Annotated in this window: 25 protein-coding genes; 8 read left to right on the forward strand and 17 right to left on the reverse strand. The window is 70.5% G+C overall.

Features of this window, described 5'->3' with window-relative positions; genetic code table 11:
• The first annotated feature begins 17 nt into the window (after positions 1 to 17).
• Positions 18 to 1,193: a serine hydrolase domain-containing protein gene (locus tag OG371_RS10635; protein ID WP_329068051.1), complete on the forward strand. Its 1,176-nt coding sequence runs from the start codon at positions 18 to 20 to the stop codon at positions 1,191 to 1,193.
• A 3-nt stretch (positions 1,194 to 1,196) separates the two neighbouring features.
• On the opposite strand, the gene OG371_RS10640 is transcribed toward OG371_RS10635, so the two are convergent.
• From OG371_RS10640 to OG371_RS10655, 4 genes are all read right to left on the reverse strand, one after another.
• Positions 1,197 to 2,558: a cryptochrome/photolyase family protein gene (locus OG371_RS10640; protein ID WP_329068053.1), complete on the reverse strand. Its 1,362-nt coding sequence runs from the start codon at positions 2,556 to 2,558 to the stop codon at positions 1,197 to 1,199.
• A 66-nt stretch (positions 2,559 to 2,624) separates the two neighbouring features.
• Positions 2,625 to 3,941, reverse strand: coding sequence for a citrate synthase (locus tag OG371_RS10645; RefSeq protein WP_091617380.1), 1,317 nt, complete (start codon positions 3,939 to 3,941; stop codon positions 2,625 to 2,627).
• Between the two features lie 193 nt (positions 3,942 to 4,134).
• Positions 4,135 to 5,091 (reverse strand): carbohydrate kinase family protein, encoded by a 957-nt coding sequence (locus OG371_RS10650; protein ID WP_329068056.1) that lies wholly within the window; start codon positions 5,089 to 5,091, stop codon positions 4,135 to 4,137.
• A gap of 59 nt (positions 5,092 to 5,150) precedes the next feature.
• The gene (locus OG371_RS10655) at positions 5,151 to 5,741 is read right to left on the reverse strand and encodes a TetR/AcrR family transcriptional regulator (protein WP_329068058.1); all 591 of its coding nucleotides are present in this window, start codon (positions 5,739 to 5,741) and stop codon (positions 5,151 to 5,153) included.
• Between the two features lie 97 nt (positions 5,742 to 5,838).
• Between OG371_RS10655 and OG371_RS10660 the strand changes: the two genes are divergently transcribed.
• A complete protein-coding gene (locus tag OG371_RS10660) occupies positions 5,839 to 6,981 on the forward strand; it encodes an acyl-CoA dehydrogenase family protein (protein ID WP_329068060.1) in 1,143 nt (380 codons plus the stop codon).
• A 69-nt stretch (positions 6,982 to 7,050) separates the two neighbouring features.
• Here OG371_RS10660 and OG371_RS10665 read toward each other — a convergent pair whose 3' ends face one another.
• The 3 genes from OG371_RS10665 to OG371_RS10675 are packed head-to-tail and all read right to left on the reverse strand — an operon-like array spanning position 7,051 to position 9,667.
• Positions 7,051 to 8,271 carry an amidohydrolase gene (locus tag OG371_RS10665; RefSeq protein ID WP_329068062.1) on the reverse strand — a complete coding sequence of 407 codons (1,221 nt, stop codon included), beginning with the start codon at positions 8,269 to 8,271 and terminating at the stop codon, positions 7,051 to 7,053.
• An 11-nt stretch (positions 8,272 to 8,282) separates the two neighbouring features.
• On the reverse strand, positions 8,283 to 8,795 hold the full coding sequence (locus tag OG371_RS10670; RefSeq protein WP_329068064.1) for a GNAT family N-acetyltransferase: 513 nt from the start codon (positions 8,793 to 8,795) through the stop codon (positions 8,283 to 8,285).
• Complete coding sequence (locus OG371_RS10675; RefSeq protein WP_329068066.1) at positions 8,762 to 9,667, reverse strand: aldose 1-epimerase family protein; 906 nt, start codon at positions 9,665 to 9,667, stop codon at positions 8,762 to 8,764. The genes OG371_RS10670 and OG371_RS10675 overlap by 34 nt, the downstream gene beginning before the upstream one ends.
• A 153-nt stretch (positions 9,668 to 9,820) precedes the next feature.
• On the opposite strand from OG371_RS10675, the gene OG371_RS10680 reads away from it, so the two are divergent.
• The 3 genes from OG371_RS10680 to OG371_RS10690 are packed head-to-tail and all read left to right on the forward strand — an operon-like array spanning position 9,821 to position 12,035.
• Positions 9,821 to 10,399 carry a TetR/AcrR family transcriptional regulator gene (locus tag OG371_RS10680; RefSeq protein WP_329068068.1) on the forward strand — a complete coding sequence of 193 codons (579 nt, stop codon included), beginning with the start codon at positions 9,821 to 9,823 and terminating at the stop codon, positions 10,397 to 10,399.
• Positions 10,399 to 11,214: an MBL fold metallo-hydrolase gene (locus OG371_RS10685; RefSeq protein ID WP_329068070.1), complete on the forward strand. Its 816-nt coding sequence runs from the start codon at positions 10,399 to 10,401 to the stop codon at positions 11,212 to 11,214. Before OG371_RS10680 ends, OG371_RS10685 begins: the two co-directional genes overlap by 1 nt.
• Positions 11,211 to 12,035, forward strand: coding sequence for an MBL fold metallo-hydrolase (locus OG371_RS10690; RefSeq protein ID WP_329068072.1), 825 nt, complete (start codon positions 11,211 to 11,213; stop codon positions 12,033 to 12,035). Before OG371_RS10685 ends, OG371_RS10690 begins: the two co-directional genes overlap by 4 nt.
• A 9-nt stretch (positions 12,036 to 12,044) precedes the next feature.
• Here the strand turns inward: OG371_RS10690 and OG371_RS10695 are convergent, their stop codons facing one another.
• The 3 genes from OG371_RS10695 to pdxH form a co-directional block, all read right to left on the reverse strand.
• Positions 12,045 to 12,599: a DUF3558 family protein gene (locus tag OG371_RS10695; RefSeq protein WP_329068074.1), complete on the reverse strand. Its 555-nt coding sequence runs from the start codon at positions 12,597 to 12,599 to the stop codon at positions 12,045 to 12,047.
• A gap of 98 nt (positions 12,600 to 12,697) precedes the next feature.
• Positions 12,698 to 13,978: an MFS transporter gene (locus OG371_RS10700; RefSeq protein WP_329072994.1), complete on the reverse strand. Its 1,281-nt coding sequence runs from the start codon at positions 13,976 to 13,978 to the stop codon at positions 12,698 to 12,700.
• Positions 13,979 to 14,134: 156 nt separating this feature from the next.
• Positions 14,135 to 14,818 carry a pyridoxamine 5'-phosphate oxidase gene (gene pdxH, locus OG371_RS10705; protein WP_329068076.1) on the reverse strand — a complete coding sequence of 228 codons (684 nt, stop codon included), beginning with the start codon at positions 14,816 to 14,818 and terminating at the stop codon, positions 14,135 to 14,137.
• A 243-nt stretch (positions 14,819 to 15,061) separates the two neighbouring features.
• On the opposite strand from pdxH, the gene OG371_RS10710 reads away from it, so the two are divergent.
• A complete protein-coding gene (locus OG371_RS10710; protein ID WP_329068078.1) occupies positions 15,062 to 16,741 on the forward strand; it encodes a purine-cytosine permease family protein in 1,680 nt (559 codons plus the stop codon).
• Positions 16,742 to 16,825: 84 nt separating this feature from the next.
• Entirely contained in the window at positions 16,826 to 17,203 is a 378-nt protein-coding gene (locus tag OG371_RS10715; RefSeq protein WP_329068080.1) for a DUF805 domain-containing protein, read from the forward strand.
• Here the strand turns inward: OG371_RS10715 and OG371_RS10720 are convergent.
• The 7 genes from OG371_RS10720 to OG371_RS10750 all read right to left on the reverse strand — a co-directional run bounded on the left by OG371_RS10720 (position 17,187) and on the right by OG371_RS10750 (position 22,560).
• Entirely contained in the window at positions 17,187 to 17,807 is a 621-nt protein-coding gene (locus OG371_RS10720) for a TetR/AcrR family transcriptional regulator (RefSeq protein WP_329068082.1), read from the reverse strand. The genes OG371_RS10715 and OG371_RS10720 overlap by 17 nt on opposite strands.
• 321 nt (positions 17,808 to 18,128) lie before the next feature.
• Positions 18,129 to 18,830 carry an urease accessory protein UreD gene (locus OG371_RS10725; RefSeq protein ID WP_329068084.1) on the reverse strand — a complete coding sequence of 234 codons (702 nt, stop codon included), beginning with the start codon at positions 18,828 to 18,830 and terminating at the stop codon, positions 18,129 to 18,131.
• Entirely contained in the window at positions 18,827 to 19,540 is a 714-nt protein-coding gene (gene ureG, locus OG371_RS10730; protein ID WP_329068086.1) for an urease accessory protein UreG, read from the reverse strand. The genes OG371_RS10725 and ureG overlap by 4 nt, the downstream gene beginning before the upstream one ends.
• The gene (locus OG371_RS10735) at positions 19,530 to 20,216 is read right to left on the reverse strand and encodes an urease accessory protein UreF (RefSeq protein ID WP_329068088.1); all 687 of its coding nucleotides are present in this window, start codon (positions 20,214 to 20,216) and stop codon (positions 19,530 to 19,532) included. Before OG371_RS10735 ends, ureG begins: the two co-directional genes overlap by 11 nt.
• Positions 20,216 to 21,937 (reverse strand): urease subunit alpha, encoded by a 1,722-nt coding sequence (locus tag OG371_RS10740; protein WP_329068090.1) that lies wholly within the window; start codon positions 21,935 to 21,937, stop codon positions 20,216 to 20,218. Before OG371_RS10740 ends, OG371_RS10735 begins: the two co-directional genes overlap by 1 nt.
• Positions 21,938 to 21,940: 3 nt before the next feature.
• Positions 21,941 to 22,246: an urease subunit beta gene (locus OG371_RS10745; protein WP_329068092.1), complete on the reverse strand. Its 306-nt coding sequence runs from the start codon at positions 22,244 to 22,246 to the stop codon at positions 21,941 to 21,943.
• 11 nt (positions 22,247 to 22,257) lie between these two features.
• Positions 22,258 to 22,560: an urease subunit gamma gene (locus OG371_RS10750; protein WP_329068095.1), complete on the reverse strand. Its 303-nt coding sequence runs from the start codon at positions 22,558 to 22,560 to the stop codon at positions 22,258 to 22,260.
• A 293-nt stretch (positions 22,561 to 22,853) separates the two neighbouring features.
• Here OG371_RS10750 and OG371_RS10755 point away from each other — a divergent pair, with 293 nt between their 5' ends.
• Positions 22,854 to 23,999 carry a citrate synthase 2 gene (locus OG371_RS10755; protein ID WP_329068097.1) on the forward strand — a complete coding sequence of 382 codons (1,146 nt, stop codon included), beginning with the start codon at positions 22,854 to 22,856 and terminating at the stop codon, positions 23,997 to 23,999.
• Positions 24,000 to 24,033 lie beyond the last annotated feature (34 nt).

The following is a 24,033-nucleotide window of genomic DNA, read 5'->3' on the forward strand; positions in this document are numbered from 1 at the left end:
CCGAAAGACTCGTTGGCATGAAAAGAAATCCGCTGATCCGCGGGCTCGCGGCGACGTTGGCCGCCGCCACCCTGCTGTCCGTCACGGCCGCGCCGGCCGCGTTCGCCGCCACCTCCGGGGCGGTGTCACAGCCCGCGACCGGCGCGAGGACCCCGCTCCCGCCGTTGAACCCCGCGGCCCTGCAAGCCGCCATCGCCGGGTTGCCGAACGCCGACGAGACCGGCGCGCTGTTGCAGGTCCGCGGCTCGGCGGGGGCCTGGACCGGGACCTCCGGGACGGCTGACCTGAAGACCGGGGCGCCCGTCCCGGCCGACGCGCACTTCCGGATCGGCAGCATCACCAAGACGTTCACCGCGGTACTGGTGCTGCAGCTGGCAGCGGAGCACCGCGTCGATCTCGACGCGCCGGTGCAGCGGTACCTGCCGGGGCTGCTGCCCGCGGGCTACCCGCCGATCACCGTCGCCCAGTTGCTGAACCACACCAGCGGGCTGCCCGGCGTCGACCTGCCGCCTGGCGATCCACAGTGGATGGTCGACCACCGGTACACCGTGTTCACGCCGGAGCAGGTGCTGGCCACGGCGTTCCGGCACGCGATCGTCTTCGCCCCGGGCAGCGCGCAGCAGTACACGAACACGAGCTACCTGGTCGCGGGCCTGCTGGTGGAGAAGCTCACCGGCCGCCCGTACGGCGAGGTGATGCGCGACCGCGTGATCCGGCCGCTGGGCCTGCGCGAGACCTCCGTGCCGGACAACAACCCGGACCTGCCCGCCCCGTACTCGCACGGCTACGTGACCGTGAACGGGCAGCTGGTCGACCTGACCCGGATGAACCAGTCGATCCCGTGGGCGGCGGGCTCGATGATCTCCACCGCGGGCGACCTGGACACCTTCCTCACCGCGCTCTTCCGCGGGCGGCTGGTGCCGCGGCCGGAGCTGGCGCGGATGTTCACCGTGCCGTCCGTGAAGATCTTCGGCTCCGACCAGGACGCCTACTACAGCCAGGGCCTGATGACCTCCACGCTCAACGGCGTCACCGTCTGGGGCAAGACCGGTACCCGTTACGGCTACACCAACGGCCTCTGGGCCACGCGCGACCTGAAGCGGCGCGCCGTCTATTCCGTCAACTCCACGACCAAGGACACCGACGGCCCGCCGCCGATCGTGCTGAAGATCGCGGACGCGATCACCCGGTGAGGCTCAGGAGCCGGTGATGGCCCCGTACCGCGACAACGCCACCTGGCGTTCGTGGGCGTGCTCCACCATCGGCTCCGGGTAGCCGGCCGGGCGCGGCTCCGGCCGGTGCACGGCCTTGCCCTCGATCCCGCGCAGCTCGGGCACGTACTTGCGCACGTAATCGCCCACGGGGTCGAACTTTTCGCCCTGGGTAAGGGGATTGAAGACGCGGAAGTACGGCGCGGCGTCGGTGCCGGAGCCCGCGACCCACTGCCAGTTGAGCTGGTTGGAGGCGAGGTCGCCGTCCACCAGGTGGCGCATGAAGTGCCGCGCGCCCCACAACCACGGCAGGTGCAGGTCCTTCACCAGGAAACTCGCGACGACCATCCGGATCCGGTTGTGCATCCAGCCCTCGGCGAGCAGCTGCCGCATGCCCGCGTCCACCACCGGGTAGCCGGTGCGGCCCTCGCACCACTGGTCAAACGCTTTCCGCGCCGCCGCACCGGTTTCGCACACCATCCGGTCGAAACGGGGGTCGTAGTTCTCGCGCGCGGTTTCGGGGCGGTGCCACAGGACGTCGGCGTGGAACTCGCGCCAGCACAGTTCCGCGCGCAGCGAATTCGCGCCCGCACGCTCGTCTCCGGCCAGGTCCGCGAGCATCGTGCGCGGGTGGATGACGCCCCAGCGCAGGTACGGCGAGAGCCGCGTGGTGCCCTCGCGATCGGGCCGGTCGCGGTCGGTGGCATAGGTCTCGATGCCGGTTTCGAGGAACGTGTGCCACGCGTCCAGCGCCGCTTCCTCACCCGGCGCGGGCAGTCGTTTGTCCCCCAGCGCGGACGATTTTGGCAGTTTCGCGGGCTTCCCCGGCTTCAGCCAGTCCACAAGGGACGGTCCGGTGTCCGCGGGCCGCGGCCAGCCGTGCCGTGCCCACGCGCGGTGGAACGGCGTGAAGACCCGGTACGGATCACCGTCCGGCTTCGTGACTCGCCCCGGCGTGACAGCGTACGGCGAGCCCGTCTCGACCCACTCGATGTTGTTGTCTGCCAACGCTTTCGCCACCGCGGCGTCCCGTCGGCGGCCGTACGGCCCGGCGTCGGAGCTGACGTGCACGGCCGAGGCGCCGATGTCACGGGCCGCCCGCACGACCTCGCGCACCGGGTCGCCGGTGACTACCATCAGCCGCCCGCCCACCGCGCTGTCCAGCTCCCGCAGGCAGCCCAGCAGGAAGGCCATCCGTGGCGCGCCCGAAGGCTTGATGAGCGCCTCGTCGAGAACGTACAGCGCCAGCACGTGTTTGCTGTGCTTCGCCGCCTCGTGCAGCGCGGCGTGGTCACCGAGCCGCAGATCCCGGCGGAACCAGAGCAGCACCGGCGCTTCCATCGTCATGGCACACAACGCTAAACGCCCCGCCGTGCGGCTGCACAGCGGGGCGTTCAACGGAAGCGAGGAGGCTCAGCGCTCCGACATCGGCACGTAGTCACGCGAGGCGTGGCCGGTGTAGATCTGCCGCGGGCGGCCGATCTTGGTCTGTGGGTCGCTGATCATCTCGCGCCAGTGCGCGATCCAGCCGGGGAGCCGGCCGAGCGCGAACAGCACGGTGAAGTACTTCGTCGGGAACCCGAGCGCCCGGTAGATCAGGCCGGTGTAGAAGTCCACGTTCGGGTACAGCTTGCGCTCGATGAAGTACTCGTCGGAAAGCGCGGTCTCTTCGAGCTTCTTGGCGATCTCGAGCAGCTGGTCGCCGCCCTTGAGCTTGCCCAGGATGTCGTCGGCGGTGGCCTTGACGAGCTTCGCGCGCGGGTCGTAGTTCTTGTAGACCCGGTGCCCGAAGCCCATGAGCTTCACACCCTTTTCCTTGTTCTTCACCCGGTTCACGAAGTGGGCGACGTCGCCGCCGTCATCGCGAATGCCCTCGAGCATGTCGAGGACCGCGGCGTTCGCGCCGCCGTGCAGCGGGCCGAACAGCGCGTTGATGCCCGCCGAGATGCTGGCGAACAGGTTCGCCTCCGAGGAGCCGACCAGGCGCACCGTCGAGGTCGAGCAGTTCTGCTCGTGGTCGGCGTGCAGGATGAACAGCAGGTCGAGCGCCTTGGCGACCTCGGGGTCGACCTCGTACGGCTCCGCGGGGAAGCCGAAGGTCATCCGGAGGAAGTTCTCCACCAGGCCGAGCGAGTTGTCCGGGTACAGCAGCGGCTGTCCGACGGACTTCTTGTACGCGTACGCCGCCAGCGTCGGGACCTTCGCCAGCAAGCGGATGGTCGAGAGCTCGACATTGGGTTCGTCGAACGGGTTCAGCGAGTCCTGGTAGAAGGTGGACAGCGCCGAGACCGCGCTGGAGAGCACCGGCATCGGGTGCGCGTCGCGCGGGAAGCCCGAGAAGAAGGCCTTCAGGTCCTCGTGCAGCAGGGTGTGCCGCTGGATCTTCTCGGTGAAGTCGGCCAGCTGGGCCTCGGTCGGCAGTTCCCCGTAGATCAGCAGGTAGGACACCTCGATGAAGGTGGACTTCCCGGCGAGCTGCTCGATCGGGTACCCGCGGTAGCGCAGGATGCCGGCGTCACCGTCGATGTAGGTGATGGCCGAAGACGCGGCACCGGTGTTGACGAATCCGGGGTCGTAGGTGATGTACCCGGTCGACGCCAGCAGCTTGCCCAGCTCGATTCCCGGTGCACCCTCCACCGGGCGGACAACCTTGAATTCGTGCTCGCCACTCGGCAGGCGCAGCGTCGCGGATTCGCCGCCGGACTGCCCCGCATCTGTCGCGTCGGACATGCAGGTCCCTCTCACGTTGGGCACGGGCCGGCGGCGCCTGTAGATCTCACAGGTAGCCACGTGTTCACGCGAGGAAACACGCGCCTCGCTGCACACCGCCCCGCTGGGGTATGAATTCGACCCCTACGTTAGTCGAGGTAAGGACCCCCGCGCACTCGATGCGTTGCCTTGAGTGGCCCCTTTGGGACCAGGTTCACACGGTGGATGCCATCTCCGCGGCCGTCGGCGGCTCCGCGCCACTGCGCGAAACGGTGATGGAAGCCGCTTTCGCCGCGAAGGAAAGGGCCTCGCGCCACGCGCCCGCGTCCAGTGCGGCCAGGTCACGCACCTCGTGCGTGTGCAGCCAGGCGAGCAGCGCGCCCTGGACGGTGTCGCCGGCGCCGATCGTGTCGACCACTTCCACCCGCCGCGAGGGCACGTGGGCCAGCTCACCTGCGGCGGTGATCACCGAGATGCCGTCGGCGCCACGGGTGAGCACCACGGCGTCCACTCCGGACTCGACCCACGCCTTCGCGGCGGCCACCGGCTCGGCGCCCTCGGTGAGCCACGCGGCGTCGTCGTCGGAGATCTTCAGCAACCGGACATCGGGCAGCCACGACGCGAACCGCTCCCGGTACGCGCCCGGCTCGGCGATCAGCGCTTCGCGGATGTTCGGGTCCAGCACGGTCATCGTGCCGCGCGCGGACTCGCGGCGCAGCATGGCTTCGTACGCGCTCGCGCCCGGTTCCAGCACCATGCCGAGCGTGCCGAGGGAGAGCGCGGTGGCTTCGTCGGGCAGGGTCCCGGGGTCGCGCACCAGCCTGTCGGCCGTGCCCTCGACGTAGAACGTGTACCGCGCGGCGCCCTTCTGGTCGAGCGCGACGACGGCGAGCGTGGTCGGCTCATCCCCGCGCTGTACCAGCGAAGTGTCAACACCGGAGTCCACCAGCCGCTCGACGAGCGCGCCGCCGAAGCGGTCGGTGGAAACCCGGGACAGGAACGACGTCGGCACGCCGAGCCGCCCGGCCGCCAGCGCGACGTTGTACGGCCCGCCGCCCAGGCGGGGCAGCAGCGCGCGCAGCCCACCGTCCACTGTGGAATTAGACACAGGGGAATCCAACGGTTCACCAGGAACGAGGTCGACCAGCGCCTCTCCACCCACCACGATCACGAGCGCGAGTGTAGAGGACGAGCCGCTGACAATTCGTGTCCACGACCGGACAACCGGCGTCAGTGGTCTTTCGTCAAGCCGCCGAGCAGCAATTCCCCCAGCGCCGTGAATGCCTCGGCGTCGGAAACGTCGGTGCGGCGGCCGAGCACGCCGGTCTGGATGCCCTCCACGATCAGCCCGGTCATCTCGGCGACCAGCCGGGCGTGCACGTCGCGGAAGACGCCGTCGGCCACGCCCTTGTCGATGAACGCGCGGATGCGGCGGGCGGCGGCGCGGCTGTTGAGCTGATAGGTGTCGCGGGCAGGCGCGAACTCGCCGATGTCGGTCATGAACGCGGCCGACGCGCGGTTCAGGTGGGCCGAGACACCGGCCAGGTACTCCCCGATCAGCTTGCGCGCATCGTCGATCCCGTCGATCCGCTCCTCGATCCGCTCGGCGGCGCCGCGGAAGAAGTGGGCCACGACCTTGACCGCGAGCTGCTCCTTGCTGGGGGCGAGCGCGTACAGCGTCGACTTGGAGCAGCGAAGGCGGGCGGCCAGGTCGTCGAGCGTGAAACCGGCGAAGCCCTCCGCGAGGAACAGCGTCTCGAGCTCGGCCAGCAGCACCTGCTGGCGAGCGGTCGGACGGCGGCGAGCTTCGAGTGCGGACATCGGACCACTATCTCTCACGAGTTGGGGACAACCCCGGCGTCCTTACGGTACTCTCATTCAGCCCACAGTACTGTTTTCAGTACAGCCTGGAGGAACGATGCCGGCCGAACGACTGCTGCCCACGCCCGAGGCGGAGGACCTGCTCGCGCTGGTCACCGAGATCGCCCGTGACGAGCTGAAGCCCCGGGCGTCCGCGGACGAGGAGGCCGAGAACTTCCCCCGCGACCTGTTCACCCTGATCGGCAAGTCGGGCCTGCTCGGGCTGCCGTACGCCGAGCGCTGGGGCGGCGCGGACCTGCCGTACGAGGTGTACCTGCAGGCGCTGGAGGAGATCGCGTCCGCGTGGATGACCGTCGGCGTCGGGCTGTCGGTGCACACGATGTCCTGTTACGCGCTGGCGCACTACGGCACGGACGAACAGCGCGACCGCTGGCTGCCGGACATGCTGGGCGGCGAGCTGCTGGGCGCGTACGCGCTGTCGGAAACGCAGGCGGGCTCCGACGCCGCCGCGCTGACCACCCGAGCCCGGCTGACCGGTGACGAGTACCAGGTCAACGGCACCAAGGCGTGGATCACGCACGCCGGCGTCGCGGATTTCTACACGACCATGGTCCGCACCGGCGAAGGCAGCCACGGCGTCTCGTGCCTGCTGGTCGACTCGTCGGCCCCGGGCCTTTCGGCAGCCCCCCGCGAACGCAAGATGGGCCTCACCGGCTCCCCGACCGCGCAGCTGATCTTCGACAACGCCGCGGTCCCGGCTGATCGTTTGATCGGCGAAGAGGGCGCGGGCCTGCGCATCGCCTTGTCGTCACTCAGCTCGGGCCGGCTGGGCATCGCGGCTTGCGCGGTAGGCCTGGCGCAGGCCGCCCTGGACGAGGCCGTCGAGTACGCGAAGGGCCGCACCCAGTTCGGCCGCCCGATCATCGAGTTCCAGGGCCTGGAATTCCTGCTCGCCGACATGGCCGCGACCGTCGAATCGGCCCGCGCGACCTACCTGGACGCCGCCCGCCGCCGCGACCGCGGCCTGGACTTCCAGCGCCAGTCGTCGATCGCGAAACTCATCGCGACGGACGGGGCGATGAAGGTGACCACGGACGCGGTCCAGGTGCTGGGTGGTGCCGGGTATACGCGCGACTTTCCGGTGGAGCGGTACATGCGGGAGGCGAAGGTGCCGCAGATCTTCGAGGGGACGAATCAGATCCAGCGGATGCTGATCGCCCGGTCGTTGAAGGGTGCCTGACAAGGACTCGTGAGTGTTCATGACGGTTAGAACCGGCATAAACACTCACGAGTCCTTGAAGGCGAGGCGTCAGCGGCCCTCGCGGTACCGCCGGTCCTCGACCACGCCCTCACCAGCCGCGTCGTCGAACCGGTAGACCTCGCGCCCCCGGACGAAAACGCGCGTCGCGCGGTTCATCACGTCCAGCGGGTCGCCCGACCAGAGCACCACGTCGGCGTCCAGGCCCGGGGTCAGGGTGCCCACGCGGTCGTCCAGGCCGAGCATCTGGGCCGGGTGCTGGGTCAGCGCCTTGAGCGCCGTCTCCGGGTCCAGGCCGTCCTTCACGGCGAGGGCGGCCTGGTAGACCAGGAAGTTGATCGGCACCACCGGGTGGTCGGTGGTGATCGCGATCTTCACGCCCGCGCGCGCCAGGATGCCGGGCGAGCGCAGGGAACGGTGGCGCAGCTCGACCTTCGACTTGGTGGTGAACAGCGGGCCCAGGATGACCGGGACGTCGCGCTCGGCCAGCAGGTCCGCGATCAGGTGGCCCTCGGTGCCGTGGTTGATCACCAGCTTGTAGCCGAACTCGTCGGCCAGCCGGATGGCCGTGACCATGTCGTCGGCGCGGTGCACGTGCTGGTCCCAGTACAGCTCGCCGTCCAGGACCTTCGCCAGCGTCTCGTTGGTCAGGTCGACCTCGAACGGCTTGCCCTCGCCGACGGTGTGCTCGCGCTTGGCCTGGTAGTTGCGGGCCTTCGTGAACGCCTCCCGCAGGATCGCGGCCACACCGAGCCGGGTGGACGGCGTCTGCTTCTTCTCGCCGTACACGCGCTTCGGGTTCTCGCCCAGCGCGCTCTTCACGCTGACGTGCTCGGCGAACACCATGTCCAGGATGCTGTGGCCCCAGGTCTTGACGCCGATCGTCTGCCCGCCGATCGGGTTGCCCGAGCCCGGCTTGATCACCACGCTCGTGACGCCGCCGGACAGCGCGTCGTCGAAGCCCGGCTCGTACGGGTCGATGCCGTCGATCGCGCGGAAGCGGGCGCCGTTCGGGTCGGTCATCTCGTTGGTGTCGTTGCCGGCCCAGCCCTCGCCGTCCTCGTGGACGCCCAGATGCGCGTGCGCGTCGATGAAGCCCGGCAGCACCCAGCTGCCGGACGCGTCGACCAGCTCGGCGTCCTCGGGGATGTCGATGTCGGCCTCGGGGCCGACCGCGATGATCTTGCCGTCTTCGATGAGCACGGTGCCGCCGTCGATGGGGGCAGCCCCGACGGGGACGACGTAGCCCCCCACAATCGCCTTATCAGCCATAGTTTGACACGCTAACGAATTGCCGCGCGGCCGTCAGCACGGGGCTTTTCCAAGTGGACGAGCTGGTAGTCCGCCTCCGGGCTGCGGTGGGTCTCGCGGTAGCCGAGTTTCGCGTACAGGTGCAGGGGCCCGGCCGAGCGTTCGCCTGTACAGAGCCGAAATCGCGTGACGCCCGCGGGCGCGGCCGCCTCGGCCGCGAGCAGCAGCGCCCGGCCGAGGCCTTCACCCTGGCGATCCGGGGCGACGGCCAGCCGGACGACCTCCCCGACGTCGCCGGCCACCCGGAGCCGCACCGTCGCCACGAGCCGCCCGGCGTCACGCACTCCCCACACCGGACACTCCGGGTCCGTCAGCGCCGCGCGCACCTGCTCCAGCGTCTCCATCAACGGCGGGAGCTCGAGGTTGCGGTGCGCGCGGGCTTCGACGAGGAACGCGGCGCGCTGCAGCGTCAGCAGCTCGCCGGCGGCGGACTCGTCCAGCAGCAACGGCGTCACGGGACGCGGATGCCCCAGCTGCCCGACCACGAGGTGGCCGGCTCCAGCTCGATCAGGTCGGTGCCGGTGTTGAGCGCGTCGGCCGGGCAGGTCATCGGCTCGATCGCGACGGCCCGGCCGCGGCCGACCAGCTCGTCCGGCGTGAACACCTGTGCCCAGTGGAAGTCCGGCCCGGTCCAGACCAGCAGCCGCTGCTCGCCGTGGGACAGCTCGAAGTGGTGGGTGCCATCCTCGGCCGGCGTCAGCCCGCCGAACGCGGTGTCCAGGTCGACGCCCTTGAGCAGCCGCCCGCCGCGGAAGTCGTACTCCGTGCCCTCGACGTCCTGCTCCTCGGCGTACGGCATCTGCTCGTCGGCGAGGTACGGGCGCACGCGCGCGGCCGGCAGCGTCAGGGTGAGCTCATCGGTGGGCGCGTCGCCGATCCGGAAGTACGGGTGCGTGCCGAGGCCGACGCCGATCGGCTGCTCGCCCTCGTTGCGGATCTCGTGGGTGATGGTCAGCTCGCGCGGCGCCAGCTCGTAGGTGATCGTGGCGCGCAGCGGCACCGGCCAGCCGGGCTGCACCTCGACGTCCACGGCGAGGGTGATCGACGATTCGGCGTGCTCCACCAGCTCCCACTCCAGGTGCCGGGTCAGGCCGTGGATCGCGTTGCCGCGCGCCTCTTCGGTGATCTCCAGCTGCTGCGGCTCGCCCTCGAACTCCCACAGCCCGCCCTTGGTCCGGTTCGGCCACGGGAGCAGCACCTGGCCGAGGCCCTTCGGCGACTCCTCGTCCGCCTCGAACTCCTCGACGTAGGGCACGCCGCCGACCTCGAACACACGCAGCCCGGCCCCGATTTCGGTGACGACGGCGCGGGCGTTGCCGCGGGTGATCTCGAACTGCTCTCCGGTGGGATTCGCCATGGCGCAGAGATTACCGGCGCCCCGGACCTGAGCCGAAACCGTAGCCGCGTGCCCTGAAGGCCACCATGAGGGTCGTAGACGCCCTCATGGTGGCCTTCAGGGCAGTTCGAAAATAACTAGACCGGTCGTCATAGTTTGAGCTAGGGTTCAGCCATGGTCCGACGCACCGACACCCGCCAGCGCCTGCTCGACTCGGCCGCCGAGCTGTTCCAGTCGCAGGGTTACCACGCCACCGGCCTCAACCAGCTCACCTCCGCCGGCGGCGCCCCGAAAGGCTCGCTGTACTTCCATTTCCCCGGCGGCAAAGAACAATTGGCCGCCGAAGCCGTGCGCCAGTCCGGCGAGCGGCTGTGCGAAGCCCTGCGCACGCTGGCCACCACCGCGCCGGACCCCGCGACGGCGGTCGACCGGGTCGTCGACGCGCTCGCGGCTTCGCTCACCGAATCGGACTTCGAGCGCGGGTGTCCACTCGCGACAATCGCGCTGGACGCCGCCGGCGAAAGCGACGTCATCCGCTCGGCCTGCGAAGACGGGTACGGCTCGTGGCAGGACGTGCTCGCCGGCTACTTCACGCAGCAGGGCTTGCCCACCGCCCGCGCTGCCTCACTCGCGACGGTGGTGCTCACCTCGATCGAGGGCGCGCTGCTGTTCGCCAAGATCCGCCGCGACGTCACGCCGTTGCGCGACATCGCCGCCCACCTCCGCACCACTGTCGAACGGGAGTTCTCCTGATGCGCGTCCACCACCTCAACTGCGGGACCATGCGGCCGGTCGGCGGCCGCCTCGTCGACGGCCGGCCGGGGTTGTTCCGGCGGGCCACGATGGTGTGCCACTGTCTGCTGCTGGAAACGGACACCGGCCTCGTGCTGATCGAAACGGGCATGGGCTCGCCCGCCGTCACCGATCCGGCGCGCTGGCTGGGCCCGTGGTTCCTGCGGCAGTCGAACCCGCTCAACCGCCCGGAGGAAACGGCGTCGGCGCAGATCCGGGCGCTGGGGCTGGACCCCGCCGACGTGCGCGACATCGTGCTCACCCACCTCGACCTGGACCACGCCGGCGGGCTGGTCGACTTCCCCGGCGCGCGGGTGCACGTCCACGCCACCGAGCTGGCCGCGCTCGAGGCCGGCAACCGGCGGTACCGGCCGGTGCAGTTCAGCCACGGTCCACAGTGGATCAGCCACGCCGACGCCGGCGACTCGTGGTTCGGCTTCCAGGCGGTGCGCGAGCTGCCCGGGGTGCCGGACGTCGCGCTGGTCCCGCTGGCCGGGCACACGCACGGGCACTCCGGGGTGGCCGTCGACACGGGCAGCGGCTGGCTGCTCAACGCGGGCGACTCGTACTTCTTCCACAGCGAGATCGACGAACCGCCGTCCATCCCGGCCGGATTGGCTATCTTCGAGAGGCACGTGCAGACCTTGCGCGGCCCGCGGCTGGAGAACCAGCGCCGGCTGCGCGAGCTGCGCGGTGAGCACGGCGGCGAGGTGACCATCTTCGCCGCGCACGACCTGACCGACTTCGAGCGGTTGAGCCAGAGGAGCAGGGCATGAAGGTGCACCATCTGAACTGCGGCCTGATGCGGCCCTGGGGCGGGCGGCTGTTCGACGAGCAGCCCGGCGTGGCCCGGCGCAGTTCGATGGTGGCGCACTGTCTGCTTGTGGAAACACCCGATTCACTGGTGCTGGTGGACACCGGCTTCGGCACGCGCGGCGCGACGGACCCGGACGGCTGGCTCGGCCGCGGCTTCCGGGCGATGGTGGGCGCGAAGCCCACACCCGACGAGTCGGCGGTCGCGCAGATCCGGGCGCTGGGCCTCGACCCGGCCGACGTGCGGCACATCGTGATGACACACCTGGACGTCGACCACGCGGGCGGGCTGGCGGACTTCCCGCAGGCGGTGGTGCACGTGAGTGAAGAGGAACGCAAGGCGGCGGCGGGACCGCGCGGCTTCGCGGAGAAGACGCGGTACCGGGCAGCGCAGTTCGCCCACAGTCCACTGTGGAGCAGCTACCCGGACGCGGGCGAGCAGTGGTTCGGCTTCGACGCGGTGCGCCCGCTGCGCGGGGTGGCGCCGGAGATCCTGCTCGTCCCGCTGGCCGGGCACACGGTCGGCCACTCCGGCGTCGCCGTCGACACCGGCGAGGGCTGGCTGCTGCACGCGGGCGACTCGTACTTCTTCCACGGCCAGCTCAACCCGGTCCGCCCGCACTGCCCGCCGGCCCTGCGGCTGCTCCAGCGCGTCAACGAGACGGACCGCCGCCTGCGACTGTCCAATGAGGACCGGCTGCGGACGCTGACCCGGGACCACCCCGACGAGGTGACCGTGTTCAGCGCGCACTGCCCGGTCGAGCTGCGGGCCCTGCTCCGGTGATTCGGCAGGTCAGGCGGCGGTGACCGCGGTCTTCACCAGCGGCACCATCATCTGCTGGGTCATCTTGACCGGGCCGGTGTAGTTGACCAGCGTCGGCACGCCGCCGGAGATCTTGGCGGCGGCCAGCGTCGCGGTCTTCTGCTCGTCGAGGTAGAAGACGGCGCCGTCCGGGAAACCGGGGACGTCGACCGCGCCGGGCTTGGCCTTCTTGATCGCCGCGATCATGTCCGCGGGCTTGGCCTCGCGGCCCTCGTAGCGGGTGACCGCGAGCGCGCCGGCCTGCTTGCCGCCCACCAGGTACTCACAGCTGGTCGCCGTGCCGCCGCTGGCCGCGTTGGTCTGGTCCGGGCCCTTCTGGGAGGTGACGCCCGGGATCTTGATCGCCTGGCCGACCTCGCTCGCGGACAGGAGTGTGCACGGCTCCTGCTTCTGCTTCGCTTGCGAGGACGGCGAAGCAGGCTTCGAAGGCGCGGAGGACGGCGCCGCGGCCTGCTGGTCTCCCGACGAGCAGGCAGTCAGCACAGCGGCGGCGGCGAGCAACAGGGCAACCGGGTAAGCACGCATGCCCGGCACACTAGTCCGAACGGCCTAACCGGTCGGCGCCCGGGCCTGGCTCCGATGCAGCGAATGACGCTTTCCCCTCGCTCAGAGCGGGGGAAGCGTCATTCGCCGCGTTCGAGGTGCGTCGGCGCCCGGTACCGCCAGAAGCCCGGGAGCAGCAGCATCGACGCCAGTACCAGCACGATCACCAGCAGGCCGCCGCCGGTCGCGGCGGCCTTGGTGCCCCACAGCGCGGCGGCCCAGCCGTGGGTCAGGTCGGCGATCCGCGGGCCGCCCGCGACGACCACGGTGAACACGCCCTGCAGGCGCCCGCGCATCTCGTCGGTGGTGGCCGTCTGCAGGATCGCCTGGCGGTACACGGAGCTGACCATGTCGGCGCCGCCGGCCACGGCCATGAAGATCACCGCGAGCCACAGGGAATGCGCGAGCCCGAACGCCGCGATGGCCGCGCCCCACGCGCAGATCGAGATCACCACGGCGAAGCCCTGCCGGTGCACCCGGTGCAGCCAGCCGGAGAACAGGCCGATCAGCATCGCGCCCGCGGGCAGCGCCGCATAGAGGAAGCCGAGCGCGGGGCCGCCGCCGGGCGGGTCGCCGAAAGTCCGCTCCGCCATCTCCGGGATCAGCGCGCGCGGCATGCCCGCGACCATCGCGATGATGTCCACCACGAACGACGCCAGCAGCACCTTCTGCTTGGCCAGGTACCGGAATCCGTCGACGACGTCACTGAACCCGGCGCGCCGCGAGGGCCCGTTCAACGGCGGGATCGAAGGCAGCCGCCAGACCGCGATCAGCGTGATCATCAGCGCGCAGACGTCCACCAGGTACAGCGTGGACAGGCCGATCACCGGGATCAGCGCGCCGCCGAACAGCGGCCCGAAGACCGCGCCGAAGGTGGACATCGTGGTGTTGAGCGCGTTCGCCGACGGCAGCAGCTCGGGAGGCACCAGCCGCGCGACGACGGCGCCGCGGGTGGGCATGTTGATCGCGAAGAACGCCTGGTTCGCCGCCAGCAGCACCAGCACCAGCCACACCGAGCGGAAGTTCGCGAAGGCCTGGAGCCACAACAGGGCCGAGGTGATGGCGACGCCGACGTTCGTGACCAGCAGCAGCTTGCGCCGGTCGACGGCGTCCGCGATCGCGCCGCCCCACAGGCCGAACACCAGCAGCGGCACGAGCGCGACGGCGCCGGTCAGTCCGACGTAACCGGAGGAGCCGGTGAGGTCGAAGATCTGCTTCGGCACCGCGACGGCGGTCAGCTGGGAGCCGACCGCGGTGACGGCGGTGGACATCCAGAGCCGGCGGAACGCCGGGATCTTGAGCGGCCGGGTGTCGACGACGATGCGGCCGAGGATCTTCCGTGCCCCAGTGCGGGGCGGCAGCGTCCCCGGGTCAGAACTCACAACGGACTACTTTAGCTGTGCTAACTATTCCGGCGCGCGTGATTTTGGTCGCCGGTCACCTTCCGTCCGATACGCCCCAATGTGGTGTTCGGTGCGTTGAACGCACCGAACGCCACATTGGGGCGCAAACGGCGGTCAGGGAGCGAGCCGCTCGACGTGCCAGCCGTCGTCGGTGCGGTGGAAGCGGAGCCGGTCGTGCATGCGGTCCTCGCGGCCCTGCCAGAACTCGACGAAGTCCGGCCGGATCCGCCAGCCGCCCCAGTGCGGGGGCGCCGGGATCTGCTCGACGTCCGCGAAGCGGCGCTCGATGCCGCGCAGCGCGTTGTCGAGGGCGCGCCGGCCGTCGACGATCCGCGACTGCGGTGACGCCCACGCGCCGAGCTGCGAGCCGCGCGGCCGCTGGGCCCAGTACGCGGCCGTCTCGGCCGAGCCGACCTTCTCCACCTCGCCACGGACAGTGACCTGCCGGTGGAGCCCGTACCAGGGGAAGGTGACCGACGCGTAGCGCGTGGCCGTGAGGTCGTGGCTCTTCTCCGAGGTGTAGTTCGTGTAGAAGACCACGCCGCGCTCGTCGAGCCCCTTGCACAGGACCGTGCGAGAGGACGGCCTGCCGTCGGTGTCCGCGGTGGCCAGCACCATCGCGTTGGGCTCGGCGATCCCCTCGGAAACCGCCTGGCCCAGCCAGTTCTGGAGCTGCTCGGTCCAGGTCCCGGCCAGCGCGGTCTCGTCGAACGGGGCGCCGTCGTAGGCCACCCGCATCCCGGGCAGCCGCACGACCGCGTCCGCTACGTCGGCCACCTCGTCGATCTCCGGCATCATGCGCCAACCTCCGTGCCCGCGGGCGTTCGACTTTCGGGGTGTTCCGCCGACGGTATTGGCTCTTCAGCTGCGGCGAAACCCACCGAACGGTGACTCCTGCCACGCCGCCGGCGCTCATCAACCCGTAACCGCCGGACCGCGAACCGTAACCCCCGGTTTACCTCGCGGACCCGAATCGATAAAGCCGGGTCCTACGGTCTGGCTGCCCCGGTGCCCGTTCCCCACCGACCACGGAGGCAGGCCATGACCGAAATCCTGTCCGATTCCGGCGAAGAGACCACCAATCCACCACAACGCCGGTACGCCGCGCTCGCGGCCAACGAGAACCGCGAAGACTATTCACTGCGCTACGCCGCCCAGTCGTTCCGCAAGTGGTCACCCTTCGTGGTCGCGACGACGGCGCTGGGCGGCATCGCCTACCTCGCCGACTTCGCGATCGGCGCGAGCATCGTGCTCTCGTACGGCTTCACTTCCGGCGTGCTGGCGATCCTCGCCGCGGCGGTCGTGATCTTCGTGACCGGCGTGCCCATCGCGCGCGCCTGCGCGACATACGGAGTGGACATGGACCTCCTGACCCGGGGCGCCGGCTTCGGCTACTTCGGGTCGACGCTGACTTCGCTCGTCTACGCGAGCTTCACCGTCATCTTCTTCTCGCTCGAGGGCTCGATCATGGGCCAGGCGTTCCAGCTCGCCCTCGGTATCCCGCTGCCGATCGGCTACCTGCTGGCGACGCTGATCGTGCTGCCCTTCGCGCTGTACGGCATGGGCGCGGTGGCGAAGATGCAGACCTGGACGCAGCCGCTGTGGATCGCGGGGCTGGTACTGCCGTTCATCGTCGTGCTGGTGCGCGAGCCGGGCCGGTTCGCCGACTTCGCCGCGTTCGGCGGCACCGAGGGTGCGGGGTCCGGATTCTCGGCCGTCGGGTTCGGCTTCGGCATGGGCGTCGCGCTGTCGTTGATCGGCCAGATCGGCGAGCAGGCCGACTACCTCCGGTTCATGCCGGAGAAGACGGCGTCGAACAAGCGCTCCTGGTGGGCCGCGGTGCTGGCGGCCGGTCCGGGCTGGGTGGTGCTCGGCGCGGCGAAGCAGATCGGCGGGGCGCTGCTGGCGTTCCTGGCGCTCGGCGCCGTCGGCAAGACGGCCGCGCTGGAGCCGATCGCGCCGTACCTGGATGCGGTGAAGCCCGCGCTGGGCCCGGTGGCGCTGACGTTCGCCGCGCTGTTCGTGGTCGTGTCGCAGATCAAGATCAACACCACCAACGCGTACTCCGGCTCGCTGTCGTTCGCCAACTTCTTCTCCCGTGTGCTGCACAAGCACCCGGGCCGCGCCTGGTACGTGCTGGTCAACTGCGGGATCGCGCTGGCGCTGATGGAGTTCGGCGCGTTCGCCTTCCTGAACAAGATCCTGGGCTTCTACTCGAACGTCGCCATCGCGTGGATCGGCGCGGTCTGCGCGGACCTGGTGATCGCCAAGCCGCTGGGCCTTTCGCCGCGGTACATCGAGTTCAAGCGCGCGTACCTGCACAAGGTCAACCCGGTGGGCTTCGGCTCGATGCTGATCGCCTCGGTGGTTTCGATCGTGGCGTACTTCGGCGCGTTCGGACCGGTGCTCGCCGCCTTCAGCCCGCTGCTGGCGGTGGTGATCGCGGTGGTGCTGGTGCCGACGCTCGCCATCGCCACCCGCGGCAAGTACTACCTGGTGCGCCCCAACACCGTCAGCGGGCCGGGGGTCGAGGCGGACCTGCGGGCCACGCACGTGTGCTCGGTCTGCGGCGACCCGTACGAGCTGCCGGACATCGCGGACTGCGCCAAGCAGGGCGGTGCGATCTGCTCCCTGTGCTGCACGCTCGACAGCACCTGCCACGACATGTGCCGCGAAGCCGGGCCGGTCGCGCTGCCGGAGCCGACGTTCCACACCAGCTGATCCGGACGGGGCCCCTCTCGATCACGGGAGGGGTCCCGGCGCGGGGCCCTACCTTCAGGCCGACCGAGCCGGAGGGGTGGGGACATGGGGTTCATCAGCGCGATCCGCAGTGTGTACCGAAACGTTCCAGAGGGCGTGAGCCGGGCGCCGCGCAGTGAGTACTGGTGGTTCGCGCTCTTCTCGTTCCTGGCCTACATCCCCGCCATCGTGCTGATCGGCCTCACTCAGACGGCGTGGCCGCTGCTGGGCTGGTTCCTGCTGGTGGGTCTGCCGACGGTGTCGGCGAGTGTGCGGCGGCTGCACGACACCGACCGCCGCGGCTGGTGGATGTTGCTCGGCTTCATCCCGTTCGGCGGCTTCGTGCTGATCGTTTTCTACTGCCTGCCCAGCCGGCCGGGTCCGAACCGCTTCGGCCCGCAGCCCGGCGTCCGGTACCAGGAGAGCTTCACTCGGCGCGCGTGATCGCCGACATCATCACGCCGCGGAGTTCCTTCCCGATGTCCTCCACCGGCAACGGCGGCTCGTGCGCCTGCCATTCGCGCAGCAGGCCGGTCGCGGCGCCGACGAGCGCGATCGCGGTGAGGCGGTAGTTCCGGTCGGGCGCGGCGCCCGCTTCGGCGGCGCGCCGGGCCTCCTCCTCGATGAAGGTGGCCCAGCGGTCGACCCAGACCTGGTGCTGCAGTTCCAGCTCCGGGCTGACGCCCACGGCCTCGACGTAGTTCAGCCGCGGCATCCGGGGGTCGAGGGTGACCGTGGAGACGAAGACGTCCAGCAGCCGCGCGATCCGGGTCATCGCGTCGGCCTCCCGGACCTCTTCGAGGGCGGCGGCGACGTGCCGGAGCGCGAGCGAGTTGATCTGGTCGTGCAGGGTGCGCAGGACCTCCTCCTTGCTGCCGAACTCCTCGTAGAAGTTCCGCGTGGAGACGCCCGCCCGGGTGCACAGCTGAGTGATCTTCGCCTGCCGGAAGCCGACCGAGGTGAAGAGCTCCAGCGCCGCCGTCAGCAGGCGCTCCCGGCGTTCAGCCCGTCTCTGCTCCGGCGGGACACCACCGTAGGTGCGGGCCACCGGCCCCTCCCTTCCCTACCTTGCGAAAAAGCCGATTACCGAATCAACGCCGGGCAAACGGTCCCACCGGGTCCCGATGGCACCGCGCTCGTCGATTTGCCTCCTCGCGCGGGCAGACATTAGCGAGAGCGGGAACACCACGTGCGCCCAGGCCCCTTTCCCTGCGGTGAACGGTTCTGCTCGGCGCGCCAAAGTCCTTGGCACGTCAGGGAAACACCGCAAATCGGTCGCGTTTTCCCGGCCCGGCGCGGTGTTCGGCAAACGCACGTGCAGCCGCACGCGTGCCGGTGTGGCACAGTCGCCGAACCGAGGGACGAAGTATTAGCAGTCCAGGCCTTTCAAGGCAACAACGGCGTCCGCGGCCAGCGAAGTCGTCATAGTCGCCCCGGCCGCCAGCGGCACCCTCGACCACCATTCGCCGGAAGCCGCGGGCCGCGGCTCGCCGCCGACCTCGAGATCAGTCGCGAGCACACGCCGTCCCGCGAGGACCGCAAGGCTCGCGTCGAGCGCCGGGTCCCCGATGGACTGGGTCTGGCGCAGCACCGGGAGGTCACCGCGAGTCACCGCGACGGTCGTGGTGAGCCGGCCCGGGCGTTCCCCGGCGCGGCCCAGCACCAGCACCTCGCGGGTGCGGAAATAGGAGTTCTCCGCGAGCGCCGCGCGCAGCACCGCGGTGTGGTTCGCCCGCGCGGTGACGACGGTCGGCTCCGGCCGGTACTCCAGCGAGCCGCCGTCCGCCACCTCGATGTCCACAATGGACGTACTCGGCTCGCCGTGGAGCCCGGGCAGCGCAAGCGTTGCCGCGACGCCGGAGAGGTGCAGCGTCGCACCGGGCCCGACCCGGATGTCCAGCAGCAGCTCGTCCCCGCCCAACGGCGCGGTGGCCGAGCTGACGAGGTGCACCACGGCGTCACGGCCGGTGTGGCGGCGGGGAAACAGCGTCAGCGGCGCCATCGAACGCAGCTCACGCAAGATCGTGCGCCCGCCTTCGAAACACGCGACGACCCGGGCGTGTGCCTTCACGCCCTCAGTGCCGCGGGCAGCAGCGAGCGGACCCAGTCCGCGACCGCGGGCGCGTCCGGAGTGTCCACAAGCGACTGCGTGATCACCGGCAGGTCGCCCCGCATCCGGTGCGCGTCCGAGGTCATCACGTCCAGGTCGGCGCCGACCAGGTGCGCGATGTCGATCTTGTTGATCACCAGCAGGTCCGCGGTGGTCACCCCGGGCCCGCCCTTGCGCGGCACTTTGTCGCCGCCCGCGACGTCGACCACGAACACCTGGCTGTCGGCCAGGCCCCGGCTGAACACCGCGGTCAGGTTGTCACCGCCGCTTTCGATGATCACCAGTTCCAGCCCGGGGAACCGCTCTTCGAGGCTTTCCACCGCGTCGAGGTTCGCCGTGATGTCGTCGCGGATCGCGGTGTGCGGGCAGGCGCCGGTCTGCACGGCCTCGATCCGCGCCGGGTCGAGCACCCCGGCCTTGCGCAGGAAGTCGGCGTCCTCGGTGGTGTAGATGTCGTTGGTGACCACGGCGAGGTTCACCTCGTCGCCGAGCGCGCGGCAGAGCGCGGCGGTCAGCGCGGTCTTGCCGCTGCCGACCGGGCCGCCGATGCCGATCCGGTACGCGCGCCCGGCCGTCGGGGCGGCGTCGTAGTGATCGGGCTCCGCGGCGGTCGGGTCGAAGTTGACCGGGTGGACGTGGCCGTGGCCATGGCCCTTCTGCTCAGCTGGCAAAGAGACGCACCTCTTCCTCGTGGTGCCGGGCGTGGGCCTCGGCGAACAGGTCCAGCGCGGGTGATCCCGGCGCCGGGAGCTCCGCCGGGTCGAGCCCTGCGACGCCGGCGGCGTGTTCGGACACCCGCCGCACTTCGTCACCGAGCCGCGCGACCACGGCGTTGACCGCGAAGGGATCCAGGCCCAGCAACCGGACGGCGGCACTGGCCGGACCGCTGACCGCCAGGTACGCGACCGCCATCGCGGCGTCGGACGGCGATCCCCCCGCCACCCCGACCAGCGCGCCGAGGACGATCGGGTGATGCGGCCGCGGTGTCTCGGCGAGCAGCGTGGTGAGCACCGGCGACGGCCACGCGACCCGGCCCGCACGGGCGGTGCCGCGGCCCTGCGCCCGTGACGCCTGACGCTGCGCGGGCGAGGGCGTGCGGGCGTCCAGCTCGACGTCCAGCCGTCGCCAGTGTCCACCTTGGACTCCACGGGCGGCGGCATGCGTTGCCGCGGCGGCGAAAACTGCCGCGATCAACCCTGCCGTACGCAATCGTCCGAAAAGGAATCCCGGCAGGTCCCGTTCGGAGGTCACGAGCTTGCGGCTCACGGCTTCCTCGAGCCCGCCCGAGTGAACGTGCCCGCCGCCGGGGAAGCGCGAGTCGGCGAGGATCAGCGTGGACAGGTCCATCAGAACAAGAAGTACCGTTGGGCCATCGGCAGTTCCGTGACCGGCTGCGGCTCGATCAGCTCGCCGTCCACGTGCACGGCGAAGCTGTCCGGCTCCACGCGCACGTCCGGCGTCGCGTCGTTGAGCACCATGTCCGCCTTGGTCCGCGCGCGGGTGTTGGCCACGGCGACCAGCGGGCGGCGGATGCCGAACCGCTCAGCCAGGCCCGAGCCCAGCGCCTCGGGCGCCACGAAGTGCAGGCTCGACGCGGCCGCCACGGGCGGGGCGGCGCCGAACATCGGACGCGCCAGCACCGGCTGCGGCGTGGGGATCGAGGCGTTCGCGTCGCCCATCGCCGCCCACGCCGGGAAGCCGCCCTTGAGCACGACGTGCGGCCGGACGCCGAAGAACTTCGGCTCCCACAGCACCAGGTCGGCGAGCTTGCCGACCTCCACCGAGCCGATCTCCGACTCCATCCCGTGCGCGATGGCCGGGTTGATCGTGTACTTCGCGACGTAACGGCGGGCGCGCAGGTTGTCGGCCGCGCCGTCGCCGGGCAGCGCGCCGCGGCGGCGTTTCATGACGTGCGCGGTCTGCCAGGTGCGGATGACCACCTCGCCGATCCGGCCCATCGCCTGCGCGTCCGAGCTCATCATCGAGATCGCGCCCAGGTCGTGCAGCACGTCCTCGGCGGCGATGGTGGTCGGCCGGATGCGGCTCTCGGCGAACGCGAGGTCCTCGGGCACCGACGGGTTCAGGTGGTGGCAGACCATCAGCATGTCGAGGTGCTCGTCGAGGGTGTTCGCGGTGTGCGGGCGGGTCGGGTTGGTCGAGGACGGCAGGATGTTCGGCAGCCCGACCACCTCGATGATGTCCGGCGCGTGCCCGCCGCCGGCCCCCTCGGTGTGGTACGCGTTGATCGACCGGCCGCCGATGGCGTCCACAGTGGACTCCAGGAAGCCGGCCTCGTTGAGCGTGTCGGTGTGGATCGCGACCTGGACGCCGGACTCGTCGGCCACGGTCAGGCAGGCGTCGATGGCGGCCGGGGTGGTGCCCCAGTCCTCGTGCAGCTTGAACCCGCCCGCGCCGGCGGCCAGCTGCTCGCGCAGCGCCTCGTGCCGGACGGTGTTCCCCTTGCCCAGCAACAGCACGTTCACCGGGTAACCGTCCATGGCGGACAGCATCCGGCCGAGGTTCCACGCGCCGGGCGTGACGGTGGTGGCCTTGGTGCCCTCGTTCGGGCCGGTGCCGCCGCCGACCAGCGTGGTCAGCCCGGCGGCCAGCGCGGTGTCCACCAGCTGCGGGCAGATGAAGTGCACGTGGCAGTCGATGCCGCCCGCGGTGAGGATCTTCCCGTTGCCGGACAGCACCTCCGTGGACGGGCCGATCACCAGCGCCGGGTCGACGCCGTCCATGGTGTCCGGGTTGCCCGCCTTGCCGATGCCGGCGATCCGGCCGTCGCGCACCCCGACGTCGGCCTTCACGATGCCCCAGTGGTCGAGGATCACGGCGCCGGTGATGACCAGGTCCGGCGCGCCCTCGGCCCGGGTGGCCATGCCCTGGCCCATCGACTCGCGGATCACTTTTCCGCCGCCGAAGAGCACCTCGTCGCCCGAGCCGTCCGGGCCCATCGAGCGGTCTTCGGTCACCTCGATCAGCAAGTCGGTGTCGGCGAGCCGGATGCGGTCGCCGGTGGTCGGCCCGAACAACTCGGCGTAACGGGCGCGGTCGATCTGCGGCATCGGCTAGAACTCCCCAGCGTGTTCGGAGCGTAATCCCGGCACCCGCCGGCTGCCCCGGAGCGGAACGAGGTCCACTTCGCGTTCGATGCCCGGTTCGAAGCGCACGGACGTGCCGGCGGGCACGTCGAGCCGGTGCCCTCGCGCGGCGTCGCGGTCGAACTCCAGGCCGGGGTTCACCGCCGCGAAGTGGTAGTGCGAACCGACCTGAACGGGCCGGTCGCCGAGGTTGCGCACGATCAGCCGGACCCGCTCGCGTCCCGGGTTCAGCTCCACCGGGCCGTCGCCGGGGATGATCTCTCCTGGCCGCACTCGCGCGCCTCCTAGACGATCGGGTCGTGCACGGTGACGAGCTTCGTGCCGTCCGGGAAAGTGGCCTCCACCTGCACGGAGTCGACCATCTCCGGCACCCCGCCGAGCACCTGCGCGCGAGCGAGCACAGTGCGCCCGCTCGCCACCAGCTCGCTCACCGTGCGGCCGTCGCGGGCGCCTTCGAGCACGTGGTCGGTGATCAGCGCGACGGCCTCGGGGTAGTTGAGGAGCACGCCGCGCTCGAGCCGCCGGCGGGCCACATCAGCCGCGACGTGGACCAACAGCTTGTCGCGCTCCTGGGGGCTGAGGTGCATGGGCTAGGTCTATCACCGGGCGGGCACACGCGCCCGTTTCCGAAACACAGGATTTACCTGCAGTCCACCCCGTCGATCACAGCCTGTTGCCGGAGAACTTCCCGCAAGCGGGCTGCCTGGACTGAATCGTTCTCGTAATCGTGACCGAAACCACCACATCTTTCATTGCCCGGGGGCCTTCGGAGGAGCAAGGTTTGTCCAACCGTGCGATGAGGCGCGCCACCGCCAGCGTGTATCCCGTCCGCGCGAGTACGACCAAGCCGGGGAAATGCGCATCGAAAGGTTTTGCGAGAGTGACAACCTCCACTATCAGCAAGACGGGTTCCGACCAAGCCGACGACGGGTTCCGACCGGGCCTTGAGGGCGTGGTCGCTTTCCGCACCGAAATCGCCGAACCGGACCGGGACGGCGGGGCGCTGCGTTATCGCGGCGTCGACATCGAGGACCTCGCCGGCAAGGTGACCTTCGGTGACGTATGGGCGCTTCTGGTCGACGGCCGCTTCGGCCACAGCCTCCCGCCGGCCGAGCCGTTCCCGCTGCCGGTGCACACCGGTGACGTGCGCGTCGACGTCCAGTCCGCGCTCGCCATGCTGGCCCCGATCTGGGGCTACCGCCCACTGCTCGACATCACCGACGCCGAAGCCCGCGAGCAGCTCGCGCGCGCTTCGGTGATGGCGCTGTCGTACGTCGCCCAGTCCGCGCGCGGCATCAGCCAGCCGGCCGTCCCGCAGGCGCGGGTCGACGAGGCCGCCTCCATCACCGAGCGGTTCATGATCCGCTGGCGCGGCGAGCCGGACCCGGCCCACGTCCGCGCGCTGGACGCCTACTGGGTTTCCGCCGCCGAGCACGGCCTCAACGCCTCCACCTTTACCGCGCGCGTGATCGCGTCGACCGGCGCGGACGTCGCGGCCGCGATGTCGGGCGCGATCGGCGCGATGTCCGGGCCGCTGCACGGCGGCGCCCCGGCGCGCGTGCTGCCGATGATCGAAGAGGTCGAGCGGACCGGTGACGCCCGTGGTCTGGTCAAGGGCATCCTCGACCGCAAGGAACGGCTGATGGGCTTCGGCCACCGCGTGTACCGCGCGGAGGACCCGCGGGCGCGCGTGCTTCGCCGTACCTGCAAGGAACTCGGCGCCGAGCGCTACGAGGTGGCGGCCTCGCTGGAGCAGGCGGCGCTGGCCGAGCTGCGCGAGCGGCGCCCGGATCACCCCATCGAGACCAACGTGGAGTTCTGGGCCGCGGTGATCCTGGACTTCGCCCAGGTGCCGCCGCACATGATGCCGGCGATGTTCTCCTCCGCCCGGACCGCGGGCTGGGCCGCGCACATCCTGGAGCAGAAGCAGACCGGGCGGCTCGTGCGCCCGTCCGCCAAGTACGTCGGCCCCGAGCCGCGCAAGCCCGAGGACGTCGAGGGCTGGGACAGCGTCACCAAGCACTGACCCCCGTTGGCCCTGAAGGCCACCATGAGGGTCG

The sequence above is a fragment of the Amycolatopsis sp. NBC_01480 genome (assembly GCF_036227205.1).
Lineage (GTDB): Bacteria > Actinomycetota > Actinomycetes > Mycobacteriales > Pseudonocardiaceae > Amycolatopsis.